Genomic DNA, 16,187 nt, shown 5'->3' with positions numbered 1-16,187 from the left:
CGGGCCAACTGGGCCACTAGAGTTACCGCAGAGTCGTCGATCCAGTGACAATCACCACGTCAGCGCAGGGAGAAGCAGACACGATGGCGGAATCTCGGGCTGTTTCCGACGGTGGTCTCGGCTCGGTACGCGGGATCGGGATGCTCTGCGTTCTCGCGGTTGTCTGCGGCATCTTGATCGGCTTCGTCGGCGGCGCATTCCGGTGGTGCCTGCGCGAGGCCGACCAGTGGCGCGGCGACATGCTCGAGTGGGCGCACGAGCTGCCCGGACCCGGGTGGCTGATCCCGGTGGCCGTCACCGCGACCGGCGCGGGACTGGCCGCGCTGATCGTCCGGTGGGTCCCGCAGGCCTCGGGCAGCGGTATCCAACGCGTCGAGGCGGTTTCTCGGGGCGAGGCGAAGGCGTCACCGCTGCGGGTGCTGCCTGCCAAGTTCTTCGGTGGCCTGCTGTCGATCGGGTCCGGACTCGTCCTGGGCAGGGAGGGCCCGACAGTCCACATGGGGGCGGCGATCGGCGCCGAGGCCGGCCGCCGGGTCCAGCTCGGCGACGACGATGCCCGACTGCTGGAGACGTCCATTGCCGGAGCCGGACTCGCCGTTGCCTTCAACGCCCCGTTGGGCGGCGCGTTGTTCGTCTTCGAAGAGGTGACCAAGACGTTCCGGGCACGCACGGTCATCACGACGTTGCTGGCAGTGGCGGTGGCGGTGGGCTGCTCGCGCATCATCCTGGGAGACCACCCCGATTTCCGGGTCGTCGACGTCGATTCCCCGTCGATCACCCTGCTGCCGGTGTTCGTGGTCTTCGGCCTTCTCACCGGCGTCCTCGGCGTGTTCTACAACAAGCTGATCCTCGGGTCACTCGATCTGGTGGCGCGCTTTGCCACCGTCCCGCGAGAAGTCAAAGCGGCCATCATCGGCGCGATCGTCGGTGCACTCCTGGTCGTCGACCCGCTGGCCGCCGGCGGCGGGGATGACCTGGCGCAGAAGCTGATCGGCGGCGGCAATATCGCACTGACCGCGGTCGTCGGCTACCTCGTGGTCCGGTTGTTCGCCGGCCCCTTGTCCTACGCGTCGGCGACGCCGGGTGGTCTGTTCGCCCCGTTGCTCGCGGTCGGCGCCCTCTGGGGCGTTCTGTTCGTCGGTGTCGCAGACGTTTTCGTGCCGGGCGTGGACTCGTCACTGAAGATCGCGATGGCCGTTGTGGGTATGGCGGCGTTCTTCGGCGCCGTGGTCCGGGCCCCGCTGACCGGGATGCTGCTCGTCATCGAGATGACTGCGGTCACCTCCGTGACCGTTCCGATGATCGCGGCGACGGCGATGGCCGTGGTGGTCGCCCAGCTCGCGGGTTCGCAACCGATCTACGACAGCCTCCGCGTACGGATGCTCAATTCCAAGCCGCACGCGTGACCGGCCACCGCGTCACTCACACCCGGGTCAGATCTCACTCAGACCGGTGGCCACCAAACGTCGTCGCTCACGAAAACCGAGGCGCTCGTACCGCCTGATCGCCGACGTGTTCGTGATCGCCGCATGCAGGAACATCTGTTCCCCGCGGGCGTGGATCTGACCGGCCAAGGTGTGGATCAGACGTGCCGCCAGGCCCTGTCCGCGGTGGCTGCGGGCCGTGCAGATCGCACTGATCTCCGTCCAGCCGGACACCCGCATCCGCTCCCCCGCCATCGCCACCAGTTGTCCCTGGTCCCGGATACCCACGTAGGTTCCGAGTTCGATGGTCCGGGCCGTGAACGGACCGGGCTTGGTCGCTGCGGTCAGCGCCAACATCTCGGGTACGTCGGCCTCATCCAGAATCACCGCGTCGGGATCACCTGCACCACCGACATTTTCGGCCACCATCTGCACGAGGTCGACAGTGCTGGACGCCGGCCAATACTCCGGTACGACGTAGGGCGTGGCACTGAACAGAATCACCCCGGACGAGACCGCCAGGGCTGCTGCCGCCGCCCAATCGTCAGGTGTGGGGTCCGGGGGAATCGACATGAACTTCGAGACTCCGGGCTCAAATCGTCGCACCCGCCCGGCGACCTGGGCGAGGTGGGCATGAAAGCCATGGAGCGAGGCGCCGATCGGATCATCGAGCGCCTCGACGGCGGGAACGGGCTGAGATCTCATAGTTTCCGCTCCGCCTCCGTCATCAAGTTCCTTGTCAGTCCACGAAACCGATCGAACTGGCCGTGCGTTCCGTACTTGCTCTTCAACGTCGAGTACACCTGAAACTCTGCTGCACCTGCAATCGAATTGGATTCCGGCAAATAGCTCGGCAGCACGTTCTGGATGTTCGGATCGCGCCGTAGCTTCATGATCGTCGACTGGTGGACGGTCGAGTTCGCTCGCATCTTCGTGATCACCACGCCGAGTTCGACGATCTGTTGGCCGATCTCGTCGCTGAACTCCTTGACCCGCCGCTGGATCTGGGGGATGCCGTGGGTCGACAGCACGTCCGGGATGGCCGGGATGATGTAGCCGTCGGCCATCGCCAGGCCGTTGAGGGTGATCGGGCCGACGTTGGGCGGGCAGTCGATAAGGATGTAGTCGTAGGAGTCGCGGATCGGTGCGATCGCGTCCCGCAGGATGGTGACCGCGGCCAACGTGTCGTCGGCCCGCACCCGCAGCGCGCTGACCTCTTCCTGCACTTCGATGAGATCGAGCGAGGACGGCAAGAGGTCGAGGCCGGTCACCGCCCCGACCGACGACACCGACCGCTGCACCGCGGACCCGATCGCGAAGTCCGCGGTGCCGTCCAGTGCGTCGTTGAACAGGGTGGCAAGTGTCCGCCCGGCTCGATTCAGTTCCAGCCAGCGCTGCTCACCGATCATCATCGTGGTCAGGTTGATCTGGGAGTCGAGGTCGACGACGAGGACCCGCTGCCCGAACTCGCCGGCCAGGAACTCCGCGACTCCGGCCGTCACCGTCGTTTTGCCCACGCCTCCCTTGAGGCTGATGGTCGCGATCACCTTGGCCACGCGGAGTGCTCCCTACAGCCGGTTCGGCGGATTCTGCTGATCAACTTACGACGGAGAGGCCCACCTCACACCTCGAACAAATAGTTCAAGACAGGCATCTGACCAGCTCGGATACGGATCTGTCGGACCCTGCCATTAACGTAGAACGTGCTAAATGACCGTAACGATCAGATGCGCTATAGGGTCACAGTCAAACGGTCCAGCAACAGTCAGGAGCAACCATGACCGATCCGTTCGACTTCGACAGTTCGATGGATGATTCGTGGGCGCAGTTCCGGCTATCGCTGGCCGACACCCTGGCCGATTTGAAGCAGGGTGACCGCTACGTCCTGGACCGACCCGACACCCCGTTCGAAGAACATGCGCAGGCGTTGACCTTCACTGTCACCGGCGCCGGACGGATCCGTTGCGGTCTGTCGTCGGAGTTCCCGAAGTACCTCTGGCCTGACCAGAGCGCGGCTCCCCAAGCCCTGCTCGAACGCGGCTGGCGGGCACTGAACTCGGGCGAGTTCACGCTGTCGGTCGGTCGCCGCCACGTCGACCGGCTCGCCGCCGAGGCCACCGCGGTGATCCGTGACCACTGGCAGGTGGTGCACCCCGCATTCTTCGACCGACCCGTCCCGGGCAACGACGACGGCGCACCCCCGGCAGACGTCTCGGTCCGGCCCAGCGGCCCGGCCCACCTGCAGGCCCTGGTCGAGGGTGTCCTGGCCCAGGTGACCTGCGACCCCATCACCAAAGATCACGACGGCGACATCACCTTCACCCTCGGCGGTCTCACCTCGTGGCTGCGCGTGCGGACCACCGAGTCCTACGTCGACCTGTTCACGATGCTCGCGCCGGACATCGACACGAACCCGCACGTGCGCGCGGTCTTCGACATCCATGGCCCGCACTGGCCCGAGGTCGACTTCGTCATCTCCCACAATCACGCCGTCGCCCAGATCAGCATCGACGCGGAAGTGTTCACGCCCTCGGTTGTCGAGGACGCCATGCATGCCTGGTTCAAGTTCATGCGGATCGGCGCCGGCGTGATCGCCCGCGAAATCGCGTGTGCCGGAGTCACCGGTGACGTCACGGGCGCCGCCCTTGATTCAGCCGACCACAACGACGGCCTACCGCCGGCACTGATGGTCCTGCTGCACCTCGACCCGGACGGAACGGGTGTCCTCGCTCCCCACGAGGTCGCCGAGATCTGCGACTACGACCGCGACGCGATCCTGCGGTACCTCCGGATCAGCACCGACGAGACGATCTCCTGGCGTCGCGCCGCAGACGACGCCGCCGAACGCGGCGACGTCGACGAGGCCCGTGCCTGCATCCATGAGGCCGACGGATGGGCCTGCACCAAAGAGGCCCTGCGGTCCGGTCTGCGTGCGGTGGTGTTGCCCGGCGATCGCACCCGGCGCAAGGCCAGGACCACGTCCTCCGACGTGGATGCACTCCGGCCGGACTGACCGAGTCCGCTTGTGTTGTTCGGCTGTGGTGTTCGGCGACGGCGGGTCCGCCGGAGTCAGATCCCTGTCGCTTCATGAGGCGGCAGAGCCGGCAACTCCAGATTCTCGCGGAACGTGATGTGAAGACGACCTCCGCGAACCGCGCTCCGAGCTCGATGCCACCTGCCCGGTGACGGTCTTCACGGGCGTCTGCGTTCGCTCATGTCGACACCGGCACATCGAATCGAGCGAGATCCAGCGCCTCCAAGAACCCTGCCAAGTCGTCCAGATGAACGACGTGCCCGGCGTCACGAACGGTGCGCACCTCGAACCCGGCGGTACGCAGTTCCGCGGATACCAGGTTGCTCGGATCGGCGAGCACCCGATGGATCGACCCACCGTCGGACATTGACCCTCGACTGTGCGCCAAACACCCACGAAGAGGACACATGAGCCCGTTGACCATCGCGATCGTCGGCGCCGGCCCACGCGGAACGGGTGTACTCGAGCGTCTGCTGGCCTGCGTCACCGACCGCGACCTTCACGTCCACGTCATCGACCCGTTCTCTCCAGGGGCGGGCCGCATCTGGCGCGAAAGCCAACCTCCGCTGCTGTGGATGAACTCCATCGCCGCCGACGTCACGATGTTCACCGACGACACCACCACGATCGACGGGCCCCTGCGCCCCGGCCCCACGCTGGCCGAATGGGTGCAGGCCACGCCAGCGGTCCCCCTCCGCTGCGCCTGGAACAGTTGCTCGCGCTCTCCCGTGCGGGCGTGGTCCGCTTCCTCGGGCCCGAGGTCTCGTTCACCACTGACGCCGCCACCGGGACATTCCGCGCGAGCAGCACCGCTTCTTTCGTCACAACGATTTCCAGGCGTCCGAACTGCTCAGCGTGGACGTCAGCGCACACTTCGATCAGCCGAGCGTGGCGGCGACCCGGTAACCGCGCCCATCTCAGCTGCCGGGGACCTCGCGGAATCTGGGGAGCACTCCGGTCCCGAAGTGCACTGCCTCTTCCAGATGCGGGTAGCCGGAGAAGATGAACTCCTCGATACCCACGTCCCGGTATTCCTCGATGCGCGCGGTCACCTCCTCGTGGCTTCCGACCAGTGCCGTGCCGGCTCCCCCGCGCACGAGGCCGAACCCGGCCCACAAGTTGGGCGCGACGAGCAGTTTCGAGCGGTCGCCACCGTGCAGGTCGAGCATGCGGCGTTGGCCAACCGAACCCAGTGTCCGCAAAGCTTTTTGCCGACGTTCGATCGTCTCGTCATCCAAGCCGGCGATGAGGTTCTCCGCCGCATCCCACGCCTCGCCGGCGCTCTCGCGCGTGATGACGTGCAATCTGATGCCACCTCGGACAGACCTGCCCTTCTCGGCGGCACTGGCCTTGACCACGGCCAGCTTCTCGGCAACCTCCGCCGGCGGCTCGCCCCACGTGAGGAATACGTCGGCTTGCGCCGCTGCCACCTCGATCGCCGCCGCCGAGGAACCGCCCAGATACACCTCGGGTAGCGGCACCGGATCGTACCCACTGAACCCGCCGCCGTCGCGCTCTACCGTGTAGAACTCACTGTCCACCCGCACGTCTTGGCCATTCCCGACCGCTCGTGCGATCTCGAGAAACTCCTGTGCCCGACGGTAGCGATCGTCCTTGCCCGCCGTGTCGCCGTACGCACGCTGTTCCGAATCGTCGCCGCCGACAACCACGTTGAGAAGAGCACGCCCACCGGACAATCGTTGGAACGTACTGACCATCTGCGCCGAGAGCACCGGAGCCACCGCACCCGGACGGAACGCGACGAGGAACTTCAACCGCTCGGTGGCGGCGATCAAAGCAGATGTCACGAGCCACGAATCCTCGCAGTGCGCCCCGGTCGGTGTCAGGACGGCGTGAAACCCCAAGCGGTCCACGGTTTGCGCGATTTCTGTCAGGTAGTCCAACGTTGCGTCGCGATGCGCACCGGACTTACCTGCGACGCCACTGGTGGCGGTACCGCCGCGCGCAATCCCGACGCCATGCGAGCCTGCGCCGAGTTGTTCGTCATCACCTCCGGTCGGCAGAAACCATGAGAACTTCATGCTCGCCTCCTTCTCCGGTCGGCCACCGCGCACAGCAACCCGAGACTGCGGCCAACGGTATCGTCGCCGAAAGTCAGCGCCAGGCCGAACATCTGGGAAGATCGGGCGGAGGCGCGTGGGTCAACCTGCAGCGCTGATATCGCTGCCACCGCGCTCGCGTCGCGTCAGTGGTTCACGTAGGCCCAAGTGCCCGCGCAGGGTATCTGTGTCGTACGCGATCCGATAGGCGCCGCGTTCTTGCAGCTCCGGCACCAACCAATTGACGATGTCATCGAGCCCGCCCGGCACGATGTACGGCGAGATGTTGAACCCATCGGTCGCACCACTGCGAACCCACTTGACCAGTTCGTCGGCCACCTGTCCTGGTGTGCCGGCAAATCCGGAGCGCGCCGTCGTCGCGATGGCCACCTCCCGCAGCGACAGATTCTTCGCCTCGGCCAATGCCCGCCATTCCTGGGCGATCACGATCGGGTCCTTACCGTCCCGGGCCGCCCCTCGCGTCACCGAGATAGGTGCCGGTACTGGATCCTCCTCAGGTAGTGGACCATCGGGATCACGATCGGAAAGGTCACGGCCCCACACCTGTCCGACAAGCGAGAGCGCCGTCTGCCCGGTGAACTGCCCCTCGCGGACCCACCGCTCCTTCTCCTCGACCTCGGAGGCGTTCTCCGCCAACACGATCTGGGTACCGGGCAGGATCTTGATGTCATCGTCCGGTCGGCCGGCCTTGCGCAGGCGAGCCCGGATGTCGGTCGCGAACGCCAGCGCATCATCGAAATGCGTTCCGTGAGCGGAGAAGATCACCTCGGCATGGGCGGCCGCGAAGTCACGCCCGGTCGGTGAGTCACCGGCCTGGAAGATCACCGGATGCCCCTGGGCGCTGCGCGGAAGGGTCGGGGTCACCTCCACGTCGAACTGCGACGTCGTGTGGCGAACGGTACGGACTGCATCCTTCGCCGCCCAGGAATCCGCATCCCGAGACGAGGAGATCGCATGGTCATTCCACGAATCCCAGATCTCTCGCGCGACCTGGATGAACTGTCCGGCACGCTCGTACCGCAGTTCGTGGTCGAGGAACCCGCCGCGCCGGAAGTTCTCCCCCGTCCACGCGTTGTCGGTTGTCACCACATTCCACCCGGCGCGGCCACCCGAGAGAATATCGAGTCCAGCGAGGCGTCGGGCGAGGTCCGCCGGCTCGTTGTAGGTGGTGTTCTGGGTCGCTACGAGTCCGATGTGCGACGTGATCCCGGCGACGGCCGACAGTTGCGCGATGGCATCGGGCCGTCCGGCGATGTCGAGATCGAGGATCTTGCCCTGCTGTTCGCGCAGACGCAGGCCTTCGCCGAGGAAGAACGCGTCGAACAATCCGCGTTCTGCAGTGGTGATCACACGGCGGAAGCTCTCGAAGTCGATCTGCGACGCACTCGCCGGATCGGACCAGATGGTGGTGTGGTTGACGCCCTGGAAGAAGACACCGAAGTGCACGTGGGCATCGGGGCGGAGAACGGTCATGACGTATCAGGCCTTCTGGTAGCGACTTGCGGGACGGGTGAGGCCGAGGTTGGCGCGCAATGTCGACCCCGGCACCGGACGATGGCTGGTGCCGGCGGCGAACAGGCGCGGCAACACGTGGCGAGCGAGAACCACCAGATCCTCATCGACGACGGCGGGATGGATTCTGACGCCGTCGACATGGCCGGCCAACTCCGTCAGGAGTTCGGTGAGTTCGTCTCCACTGCCGATGAATTGGAGACGCCCCGACTCCTGGGCCGGCGTGTACGAGTTCAGATGCTCCAGTCGCTCGGCACCCGATTCGGTGGCGGTGTCGAGGGTGACATCGAGTTCGGCAAAGGCAAGCCTGTCGAAGGCCCTCGCGGCCGTGGCAATCGCGGCGACGGAAGGCGCCGAGACCAGGCGTACATCGACGTCGCCCGCGGTTCCGAACACCACCAATTGTCCCTGCGGTGGCCTGGGAACGATCGCCGGACCCTTCACGGAGAAACTCTCACCCTGAAAATCGATGTAGTGCAGCTTGTCTCGATCGAGAAACCGGCCCGAGGCGAAATCGCGGATCACCGCATCGTCCTCCCAGGAGTCCCACAGATCACGGGCGACGGTGATCGAATCATGCTGTTCGCGTGCACGTTCTGACTCGCCCACCACCACGGGTCGGCCCCATACCTTCGACGCGGCACTGTCGGTGACGGGTGCCGCGATCCACCCGGCCCGTCCACGCGACGCGTAGTCGAGAGTGGCCAATTGTGAAGCCGTATGGAACGGTTCGGCGTATGTCGTACCGATCAGCGGTACAAGTCCGATGGTCGATGTCGTCGCGGCCACGAAGGCCGCCCGGTTGGGCGCGTCGATGCGACCGACGATCTCGCTGGTAGCACCGACGATCGAGTCGTCGAACGTCGCCAACGTGAAGCCGGCGTTCTCCGCAGCAGCCACTCTCCGTCGCACGGTCTCTCCGGTCAGCAAGGCGTCAGGTGCATGAGATGCCCGTCGCCACGCCGCCGGATGACGTCCCTCCCCATCGAGCTCGATACCCAGGGCGAAAACGCTCATGCACAAACCTCTTTCGAATCCAGATTCTTCTCGAACGGATGCACGCCGACCTCGTCGGAGGGCAGTGTGGTGTCGTACAGCGGCGTGTAACCGGCAGCGAGATACAACGCCACTGCCTCGGGCTGGTTCCATCCGGTTGTCAAAAAGATTCGGCGATAGCCACGGCTGGTTGCGATCGTCTCGAGTTCTGCCACGATTGCCTTGCCGTACCCCCGGCCCCGGTACGCCGACGCCGTCCAGATGCGCTTGAGTTCGGCGGTGGTGGCGTCGTACTGACGGAACGCACCACCGGCGACCGGGGCACCGTCGGCCAATGCGACGATCAGCACACCCCCCGGCGGCGCGAACTCCTCTGCGGGATAAGCCCGCAGTTCGCTGTACTGCTCCCCCGGGCTGCGCCCGTAACGAGAGCTGTACTCGAGAGCCAACTCCTCGATCAGCGGGGAAGCCAGCGGATCGTCCTGATGGACCGTGGTGATCTGCAGGTGTGCAGTATCAGCCGTGGCGGTGGCCGCTCGGCCGGCTCCACTGGGTCGTGCACTCACTCGTCTTCCCTCCATCGGGAGACCTATCCTTCGGTACGTGGAAGTCCGGGCGGGTTGATCTCCGAGACGGTGACGGCCTCGGACTGCAGGCCCCAACGGTCGATGACCTTCTGATAGCTGCCGTCTTCAATAGCGTGGTTGATCGCTTCGTTGATGGCCTGGATGAGGCCGTTGTCTTTCTTGGTCAGAACCGCGATCTCGCCCTGCAGTGCATCACCCGCACCGGAGAACACGCCGATCACCTCGGTGTCGCCCGAGGTCGCAGCGTGGTAGACCGACGACGGGTTGGGACCGAAGTATCCGTCGATGCGCCCCGAACCCAGAGCCAGGTAGTAATCGGATGCGTTCTGGTAGTACGCGATCTCTGCCGGCGCGAGACCTTCGGCGACATTTTGTTCGTTCCAGTCGACCAGCAGCTGTTCCTGATTGGTTCCGGAACCGACTCCGATCTTCTTGCCCGCAATATCCTTGCGGCCTTCGACCTTCCAGCCACTGTCCTTGGGCGCTTCGAAGGCGAGGTTGTCCAAACGGTACGTGGCGAAGTCGTACTTGTCCTTGCGCTCTTCGGTCACGGTGACATTGGAGATGAACAGGTCGTTCTCACCGGAGTCGATCTTGACGAAGTTCTGCGACCAGTCAGCAACCTTCAGATCAACGTCGAGGCCGAGGATATCGCCGATCAGGTACGTGAAGTCGACCTCCGATCCGATGATCGTCCTGTCATCGGTGGCGTAGAACCGCAGCGGTGGAGCGGTACCGCCGGCACCGGTCACGACCAGCGTGCCCCGATCGCGGATCGCTTGGGGCACCTTGGCCGCGATGTCGTCGACCTTGTCGACGCGGACTCGGCTGGACTGCTCCGGCGACAGGTCGAAACTCTGTCCGTCGGACGTGACCACTTCGGACTCGGCAGCGGGTTCGCTGCACCCGGTGACCAGCAATGCGAGCGTGGCAAATGCGGACGCGACGACCGCGAGTCGACGGCTTGTTCTGGACATGGTTGTTCCTTGTTTGTCGGATTGAGTGAAGACGGTTCAGAGGACGTGCGCGAGAAAGGCTTTGGTGCGTTCTTCCTTGGGAGAGTCGATGAGTTCGGTCGGGGTTCCCTGTTCGACGATGACGCCGCCATCCATGAAAACCACCGTGTCGGCGATCTCGCGTGCGAAACCCACTTCGTGGGTCACGATGACAAGCGTCGCACCGTCGCGGGCGAGCCCACGGATGACTTCGAGTACTTCGCCGACGAGTTCGGGATCGAGCGCTGATGTCGGCTCGTCGAACAGGATCACCTTGGGCCGCAGTGCAAGTGCGCGAGCGATCGCAACCCGCTGCTGCTGCCCACCCGAGAGCCTGCGTGGGTATTCGTGCGCCTTCTCACCGACGCCGACGCGCTCGAGCAAAGCCACTGCCTCAGGCTCGACGTCCGACCGCTTGCGTCTCTGTGCCGAGATCGGCGCCTCGATCACATTCTCCAGTGCGGTCAGATGCGGAAACAGGTTGAAGTTCTGGAACACAAAACCGATCCGCGAGCGCTGCTGCAGAATCTCCTTGTTGCTCAGCTCGTGAAGCTTGTTTCCCTTGCGTTTGTACCCCACCAGGTCACCATCGACACGGACGGTGCCGTGATCGACTTTCTCCAGGTGGTTGAGGGCACGCAACAGCGTCGACTTGCCTGATCCCGACGGACCGATGATCGCGGTGACCTCACCTGGGCGTACCACCAGATCGACACCCTTGAGCACCTCCAGATCGCCGAAAGACTTGTGAACTCCCCTGACCTCGACCGCGTACCTCGAATTCTCTATCGCCTCGGTCATCGGGTCGCCCCGCGTGGAGCAAAGGAGATGTCGGAGAACCGCTTTCGGATCTGCTGCACCGGCGTCAACGGAATGGTCCGCAGCGCGCCCTTGGCATAGTGCCGCTCCACGTAGAACTGCACCACCGACAAGATCGACGTCAGGACGATGTACCAGACAGTGGCAACCATCAGCAGCGGGACGACCCGTCCACTGCGCCCGTAGATGACCTGCACCTGGTAGAACAACTCGGCAATTGCCATGACCGACACGATCGAAGTGCCCTTGAACAAGCTGATGACCTCGTTCGCGGCGTTCGGAAGGATTCCCCGCATCGCCTGCGGCAGAATGATCTTGAAAAACTCGCGGCGCTTCGGAATACCCAGTGCGGCAGCGGCTTCGAGCTGACCCTGATCCACCGAGATGATCCCGGCCCGGATGATCTCCGCCGAATACGCCGCCTGGTGCAACGCCAGACCGATGATGGCCGCAGCCGAACCACTGATCACATTGTTGACGTTGAACTCGAAGAAGCCCGGCCCGAACGGAACTCCCACCGACAGCGACTGATAGAGGTACGCGAGGTTGAACCAGAACAGCAACTGGACGATCAAGGGGATCGAACGAAACGCCCAGATGTAGAACCAGGCAATCACCTGCAGTACCGGATTTTTCGACAGCCTGGCCGCGGCCAGCGCGATGCCGATCGCAAATCCGAACAGCGATCCCCAGAACGTCAACTGGATGGTCAGCCACAACGCAGACATCACCGACGACGCGGTGAAGTACTGCGCGAACGTCCCCCAATCCCAGCCCGGGTTGGTCGCAAATCCGTGCAAGAACTGGGCGACAACGATCAGCGCGGCAATCGCGATGATCCAACGCCATGGATGCCACTTCCGCGCGATGACCAGGTCGGCGTCGTCCACCGCCGCGGGTTCGTCGAGCGTGGAGCGGATATCTATCTGGGTCACTGTGACCACCGGTGTATGCGCGCAGCGAGCATCGCTGAAGGGCCTTCCAATAGGGCAAGAATGTGTGGGTGAGGTGGGTCAGACCTACGTACAGACGCCGGTGCCCGCTCGGCACAGGTCGACGTGCAAACGTCTCCACGAAGCGCGATCCATAATCGTTCCTCCATCGTTCTTGGCGGTAGCACCCACACGTCCTGCGACGGGGTTGCTGCGACGTCGACGAGCCAAGTCTCTCGGTCGCTCTGGATGGTGAGGAGGAATCTATGCGGTCGATGGACCAGACGTCAAGGGGTAGAATTTGATTTGCCTTGCGACACTGGGCTTTCGGGTTGCAATCACCATGTTTTAAACCTTGCGCCCCACCCTTGTGTCTGAAATCGGAACTCGTGTGACAGACAAAAGATCGCCCCCTCAAAAAGCTTGAGGGGGCGATCAGTCGGGTCAGTGCACGTCTACTCGACGTCCGCCTTGTCCACCACAACCGTTCCGCGCCAGCCGCCGACCACGCGCATGACGTGGTAGATCAGGAGTGCCGCCAGCGCACCGAGTGCGATGCCACCGAAGCTCAAATCGCCTATCGTCCACGAGAAGTCGGCGATACCGATCACGAGTGCGATGGCGGCGGTGAACTGGTTGACCGGTTTGGAGAAGTCCACCTTGTTCGTCACCCAGATGTGCACGCCCAGGATGCCGACCAGACCGTAGAGCGCGGTGGTCACACCACCGAGGACACCCGGCGGGACCGATGCGATCACCGCACCGACCTTCGGCGACATACCCAGCAGCACCGCGGCGATGCCGGCCACCCAGTAGGCGGCCGTCGAGTACACCTTGGTCGCTGCCATGACACCGATGTTCTCGGCGTACGTCGTTGTGGCAGAACCGCCGCCGCTACCGGCCAAGACCGTGGCGATACCGTCGGCAGCCAAGGCGCGACCGATCTTGTGGTCGTAGTTGATCCCGGTCATCGTGTTGATCGACTTGACGTGCCCGATGTTCTCGACCACCAGCACCAGCACCACCGGCAAGAACATCGGCAGCACCGACAGATGGAACGTCGGCGCCTGGAAATCGGGCAGGCCGACCCAATCGGCGGCTCCGATGGGGTCGGTGTCGACCTTGTCGCGGGCCAGGGCGAACAGGTAGCCGATGACAACGCTGGTGAAAATGGCGAGTCGTCCGAGCAGTCCCTTGAACAGCACCAGCGAGGCAATCAGCAGCACCAGGACCAGCGTGGCCGTGACCGCATCCTGCTCGTAGTTCGACTTGGCCGTGGGCGCGAGATTCAGGCCGATCAACGCGACGATGGTTCCGGTCACGATCGGCGGCATCAACGCGTGGATCCAGCCGGTGCCCGCGAAGTGCACCACCACGCCGATGACGACCAGCACCGCGCCCACCATCACGATGCCGCCCAGCGCGGAACCGTGCCCATGAGAGGCCGTCGCGGCGAGTACCGGAGCGATGATCGCAAAACTCGAACCGAGGTAGCTCGGCAATTGGTTGCGGGTGATCAGCAAGAACAGGATCGTGCCGATTCCGGAGAACAGCAGCGTCGTCGCCGGTGGGAATCCGGTGAGTACCGGAACGAGGAATGTCGCACCGAACATGGCCACCACGTGCTGCAGGCCGATGCCCACCGTGCGCGGCCACGACAGCCGTTCGGTCGGAGCAACCACCTCGTTGCTCCCGGCCGGCGACCAACCGAACAGCGGCGACCGGGTTTGGGTGGTCGCCTTGCCGGACGCAGCCGGCTTCAGATCTTCCTCAGACATGGGCAACAGTCTGCCGCGTTATGTGCCGATCCACGCCATTGCCTCCGATTCTCCGGCGCCACGTGGCCCGCACTGATCGCAAGACGGTAAAGTTACCGGCGGTGTGCCGGGAAGTCTGGTCGGCCGCGTGCTCAAGATTCCGTCGTTTCGACGGTTCGCGCGTGTCGTGTTTCTCCGACCCCTAGACAGGACACAACGTTGTCAGCGCAGGATCGAAAAACCCCCTCGACACTCTTTGCCCGCGGCTCATGGGCGGAGGCGTCGCGCATCGCCGACATCCTCCGCAAAGAAACCATCGGTGGGGCAATCCTCCTGGTGGCCACCGTGGTCGCACTGATCTGGGCGAACTCGCCGTGGTCCGATGCGTACGTCGAGCTGAGCGAGTTCCGGGTCGGCACCGACGCCCTGGGCGTGCACCTCGACTTGTCTCTGGCCACCTGGGCCGCCGACGGATTGCTCGCGATCTTCTTCTTCGTGGTCGGCCTCGAGCTCAAACGTGAGTTCGTCGCCGGCGACCTCCGCGATCCGAAACGTGCGGTCCTCCCGATTGCCGCAGCGGTCGGCGGCATGATCGTGCCGGCGATCATCTTCGTGGCGTTCACCGCCCACGTCGGCGATGGCGCCACGCAGGGCTGGGCCATTCCCACCGCGACGGACATCGCGTTTGCGGTGGCCGTCCTGGCGGTCATCTCCACGCATCTACCGGTGGCGTTGCGGACGTTCCTGCTCACCCTGGCCGTGGTCGACGACCTGCTCGCCATCACCGTCATCGCAGTCTTCTACAGCGAGGACATCGATCTCGGCGCGCTCGCGCTCGCCGCGATACCGCTGGTGCTGTTCGCCATCTGTGTGCAGCGACGAATCCGGTCTTGGTGGCTGCTCATTCCGCTGGCCACCCTGACCTGGGTGTTCGTCCATGAGTCCGGGATCCACGCCACGGTCGCCGGTGTTCTGCTCGGGTTCACCGTTCCCGTGCTTCGCAGCAAGGCCGCCGGCGGCCCGGAAGCCGGGATCGGTCTGGCCGAGCACTTCGAACACCGGATCCGGCCCATCTCGGCCGGCATCGCGATCCCGATCTTTGCGTTCTTTGCCGCCGGCGTCGCGATCGGCGGGTTCGACGGTCTGACCGATGCGTTGAGTGACCCGATCGCCCTGGGCATCATCTTCGGTCTGGTCTTCGGCAAAGCGATCGGCATCTTCGGCACCACCCGACTGCTATCGGCATTCACGCGCGCCTCCCTCGACGCCAGCGTTCGCTGGATCGACGTCTTGGGCATCTCGATCCTCGCCGGCATCGGTTTCACCGTCTCGCTACTCATCGGTGACCTCGCCTTCGGCCTGGGCACCGAGCGCGACCAGGTCGTCAAGATCGGCGTGCTGACCGGATCGCTGTGCGCGGCCCTGATCGCATCAATCCTGTTGCGTGCCCGAAATCGGCACTACCGCAGGATTCAGGAAGAAGAAGAGCGCGACGACAACCACGACGGCATCCCCGACATCTACCAGAACGAAAACAACAGCTAGCCAACCACTCTCACGCCACGACGGTTACCAACTTCGACCCCGTGAGGCACCGACAAGGGTAAATGACCCTTCGTCGGTCCTCAGCGGGCCGAAGTTGGCGGTGTTTCAAGCAGTACTCAGAGTTCCTCAACCGTGATGAGGCCGTCCTGGAGCGCGCGTGCCAGCAGCGAGGTCTTCGACGTGGCCGATCGACCGACCGCGTCGTATTTGTCGCGGATCCGCGCGATATGGGTGTTCACGGTTGCCGAGGAGATGAACAGCGTGCGGGCAGCGACATCCTTCGAGTCGCACAGCAGCCACGCACGAAGGACCTCAATCTCCCGCGCACTCAAGCTCGGCCTGGCCAGTATCTCGGCGGTCGCCTGATTCATCGTGAACATTTTCGATCCGATCTTTCGTTCGACAGCCGAGGGGTTTGACTGCCTGTCTCCCACTAAAGCTAGTGGCACAGTCCGACAACATCCAGCCAGCCTTTTCAATGCCCCCCGAACGGGGGGCATTGTTC

15 protein-coding genes, 1 pseudogene and 1 riboswitch are annotated in these 16,187 nt (G+C 64.3%); of the genes and pseudogenes, 4 read left to right on the top strand and 12 right to left on the bottom strand.

All coding sequences use genetic code 11. The features are described 5' to 3' along the window. The first annotated feature begins 83 nt into the window (after nucleotides 1-83). Nucleotides 84-1,406 (top strand): ClC family H(+)/Cl(-) exchange transporter, encoded by a 1,323-nt coding sequence (locus AC51GT_RS18045; RefSeq protein WP_496329657.1) that lies wholly within the window; start codon nucleotides 84-86, stop codon nucleotides 1,404-1,406. A gap of 27 nt (nucleotides 1,407-1,433) precedes the next feature. On the opposite strand, the gene AC51GT_RS18040 is transcribed toward AC51GT_RS18045, so the two are convergent. Further along, on the bottom strand, nucleotides 1,434-2,129 hold the full coding sequence (locus AC51GT_RS18040; protein ID WP_496329656.1) for a GNAT family N-acetyltransferase: 696 nt from the start codon (nucleotides 2,127-2,129) through the stop codon (nucleotides 1,434-1,436). Further along, entirely contained in the window at nucleotides 2,126-2,980 is an 855-nt protein-coding gene (locus tag AC51GT_RS18035) for a ParA family protein (RefSeq protein WP_496329655.1), read from the bottom strand. The genes AC51GT_RS18040 and AC51GT_RS18035 overlap by 4 nt, the downstream gene beginning before the upstream one ends. A gap of 221 nt (nucleotides 2,981-3,201) precedes the next feature. Here AC51GT_RS18035 and AC51GT_RS18030 point away from each other — a divergent pair, with 221 nt between their 5' ends. Beyond that, nucleotides 3,202-4,437: a TY-Chap domain-containing protein gene (locus tag AC51GT_RS18030; RefSeq protein WP_496329654.1), complete on the top strand. Its 1,236-nt coding sequence runs from the start codon at nucleotides 3,202-3,204 to the stop codon at nucleotides 4,435-4,437. Nucleotides 4,438-4,636: 199 nt separating this feature from the next. On the opposite strand, the gene AC51GT_RS18025 is transcribed toward AC51GT_RS18030, so the two are convergent. Next, nucleotides 4,637-4,825, bottom strand: a complete 189-nt coding sequence (locus AC51GT_RS18025; RefSeq protein WP_496329653.1) for a hypothetical protein — start codon at nucleotides 4,823-4,825, stop codon at nucleotides 4,637-4,639. 40 nt (nucleotides 4,826-4,865) lie between these two features. Between AC51GT_RS18025 and AC51GT_RS18020 the strand changes: the two are divergent. Continuing rightward, nucleotides 4,866-5,084, top strand: a pseudogene (locus AC51GT_RS18020) (FAD/NAD(P)-binding protein); the annotation flags it as partial. Between the two features lie 291 nt (nucleotides 5,085-5,375). Here AC51GT_RS18020 and AC51GT_RS18015 read toward each other — a convergent pair. The 8 genes from AC51GT_RS18015 to AC51GT_RS17980 form a co-directional block, all read right to left on the bottom strand. After that, nucleotides 5,376-6,500, bottom strand: a complete 1,125-nt coding sequence (locus AC51GT_RS18015) for an LLM class flavin-dependent oxidoreductase (protein ID WP_496329652.1) — start codon at nucleotides 6,498-6,500, stop codon at nucleotides 5,376-5,378. A gap of 120 nt (nucleotides 6,501-6,620) precedes the next feature. After that, complete coding sequence (locus AC51GT_RS18010; RefSeq protein ID WP_496329651.1) at nucleotides 6,621-8,012, bottom strand: NtaA/DmoA family FMN-dependent monooxygenase; 1,392 nt, start codon at nucleotides 8,010-8,012, stop codon at nucleotides 6,621-6,623. Between the two features lie 6 nt (nucleotides 8,013-8,018). Continuing rightward, nucleotides 8,019-9,068 (bottom strand): LLM class flavin-dependent oxidoreductase, encoded by a 1,050-nt coding sequence (locus AC51GT_RS18005; RefSeq protein WP_496329650.1) that lies wholly within the window; start codon nucleotides 9,066-9,068, stop codon nucleotides 8,019-8,021. Continuing rightward, on the bottom strand, nucleotides 9,065-9,613 hold the full coding sequence (locus AC51GT_RS18000) for a GNAT family N-acetyltransferase (RefSeq protein WP_496327019.1): 549 nt from the start codon (nucleotides 9,611-9,613) through the stop codon (nucleotides 9,065-9,067). The genes AC51GT_RS18005 and AC51GT_RS18000 overlap by 4 nt, the downstream gene beginning before the upstream one ends. A 23-nt stretch (nucleotides 9,614-9,636) precedes the next feature. Next, entirely contained in the window at nucleotides 9,637-10,611 is a 975-nt protein-coding gene (locus tag AC51GT_RS17995; protein WP_496329649.1) for an ABC transporter substrate-binding protein, read from the bottom strand. 36 nt (nucleotides 10,612-10,647) lie between these two features. Continuing rightward, on the bottom strand, nucleotides 10,648-11,430 hold the full coding sequence (locus tag AC51GT_RS17990; protein ID WP_496329648.1) for an amino acid ABC transporter ATP-binding protein: 783 nt from the start codon (nucleotides 11,428-11,430) through the stop codon (nucleotides 10,648-10,650). Beyond that, nucleotides 11,427-12,392 carry an amino acid ABC transporter permease gene (locus AC51GT_RS17985; protein WP_496329647.1) on the bottom strand — a complete coding sequence of 322 codons (966 nt, stop codon included), beginning with the start codon at nucleotides 12,390-12,392 and terminating at the stop codon, nucleotides 11,427-11,429. Before AC51GT_RS17985 ends, AC51GT_RS17990 begins: the two co-directional genes overlap by 4 nt. Before the next feature lie 151 nt (nucleotides 12,393-12,543). Further along, nucleotides 12,544-12,636: riboswitch (SAM riboswitch) on the bottom strand. A gap of 199 nt (nucleotides 12,637-12,835) precedes the next feature. Next, nucleotides 12,836-14,158, bottom strand: a complete 1,323-nt coding sequence (locus AC51GT_RS17980; protein ID WP_496327015.1) for a uracil-xanthine permease family protein — start codon at nucleotides 14,156-14,158, stop codon at nucleotides 12,836-12,838. Nucleotides 14,159-14,356: 198 nt separating this feature from the next. Between AC51GT_RS17980 and nhaA the strand changes: the two genes are divergently transcribed. Next, nucleotides 14,357-15,682 (top strand): Na+/H+ antiporter NhaA, encoded by a 1,326-nt coding sequence (nhaA, locus tag AC51GT_RS17975; RefSeq protein WP_496329646.1) that lies wholly within the window; start codon nucleotides 14,357-14,359, stop codon nucleotides 15,680-15,682. Between the two features lie 116 nt (nucleotides 15,683-15,798). Here nhaA and AC51GT_RS17970 read toward each other — a convergent pair whose 3' ends face one another. Continuing rightward, nucleotides 15,799-16,053, bottom strand: coding sequence for a LuxR C-terminal-related transcriptional regulator (locus tag AC51GT_RS17970; RefSeq protein WP_496327013.1), 255 nt, complete (start codon nucleotides 16,051-16,053; stop codon nucleotides 15,799-15,801). Nucleotides 16,054-16,187: the final 134 nt, after the last annotated feature.

It is taken from the genome of Williamsia sp. z34, assembly GCF_059553395.1.
Note: the sequence above shows the minus strand (reverse complement) of the source record. Positions and strands in the feature narration are given on the sequence as shown.

Bases quoted from the DNA above. Each gene is read 5' to 3' on its own strand.
- AC51GT_RS18045 (WP_496329657.1), top strand. From the start codon at position 84: ATGGCGGAATCTCGGGCTGTTTCCGACGGTGGTCTCGGCTCGGTACGC.
- AC51GT_RS17980 (WP_496327015.1), bottom strand. From the start codon at position 14,158: ATGTCTGAGGAAGATCTGAAGCCGGCTGCGTCCGGCAAGGCGACCACC.
- AC51GT_RS17995 (WP_496329649.1), bottom strand. From the start codon at position 10,611: ATGTCCAGAACAAGCCGTCGACTCGCGGTCGTCGCGTCCGCATTTGCC.
- AC51GT_RS17990 (WP_496329648.1), bottom strand. From the start codon at position 11,430: ATGACCGAGGCGATAGAGAATTCGAGGTACGCGGTCGAGGTCAGGGGA.
- AC51GT_RS18015 (WP_496329652.1), bottom strand. From the start codon at position 6,500: ATGAAGTTCTCATGGTTTCTGCCGACCGGAGGTGATGACGAACAACTC.
- AC51GT_RS18025 (WP_496329653.1), bottom strand. From the start codon at position 4,825: ATGTCCGACGGTGGGTCGATCCATCGGGTGCTCGCCGATCCGAGCAAC.
- AC51GT_RS18005 (WP_496329650.1), bottom strand. From the start codon at position 9,068: ATGAGCGTTTTCGCCCTGGGTATCGAGCTCGATGGGGAGGGACGTCAT.
- AC51GT_RS18030 (WP_496329654.1), top strand. From the start codon at position 3,202: ATGACCGATCCGTTCGACTTCGACAGTTCGATGGATGATTCGTGGGCG.
- AC51GT_RS17970 (WP_496327013.1), bottom strand. From the start codon at position 16,053: ATGAATCAGGCGACCGCCGAGATACTGGCCAGGCCGAGCTTGAGTGCG.
- AC51GT_RS18040 (WP_496329656.1), bottom strand. From the start codon at position 2,129: ATGAGATCTCAGCCCGTTCCCGCCGTCGAGGCGCTCGATGATCCGATC.
- AC51GT_RS18010 (WP_496329651.1), bottom strand. From the start codon at position 8,012: ATGACCGTTCTCCGCCCCGATGCCCACGTGCACTTCGGTGTCTTCTTC.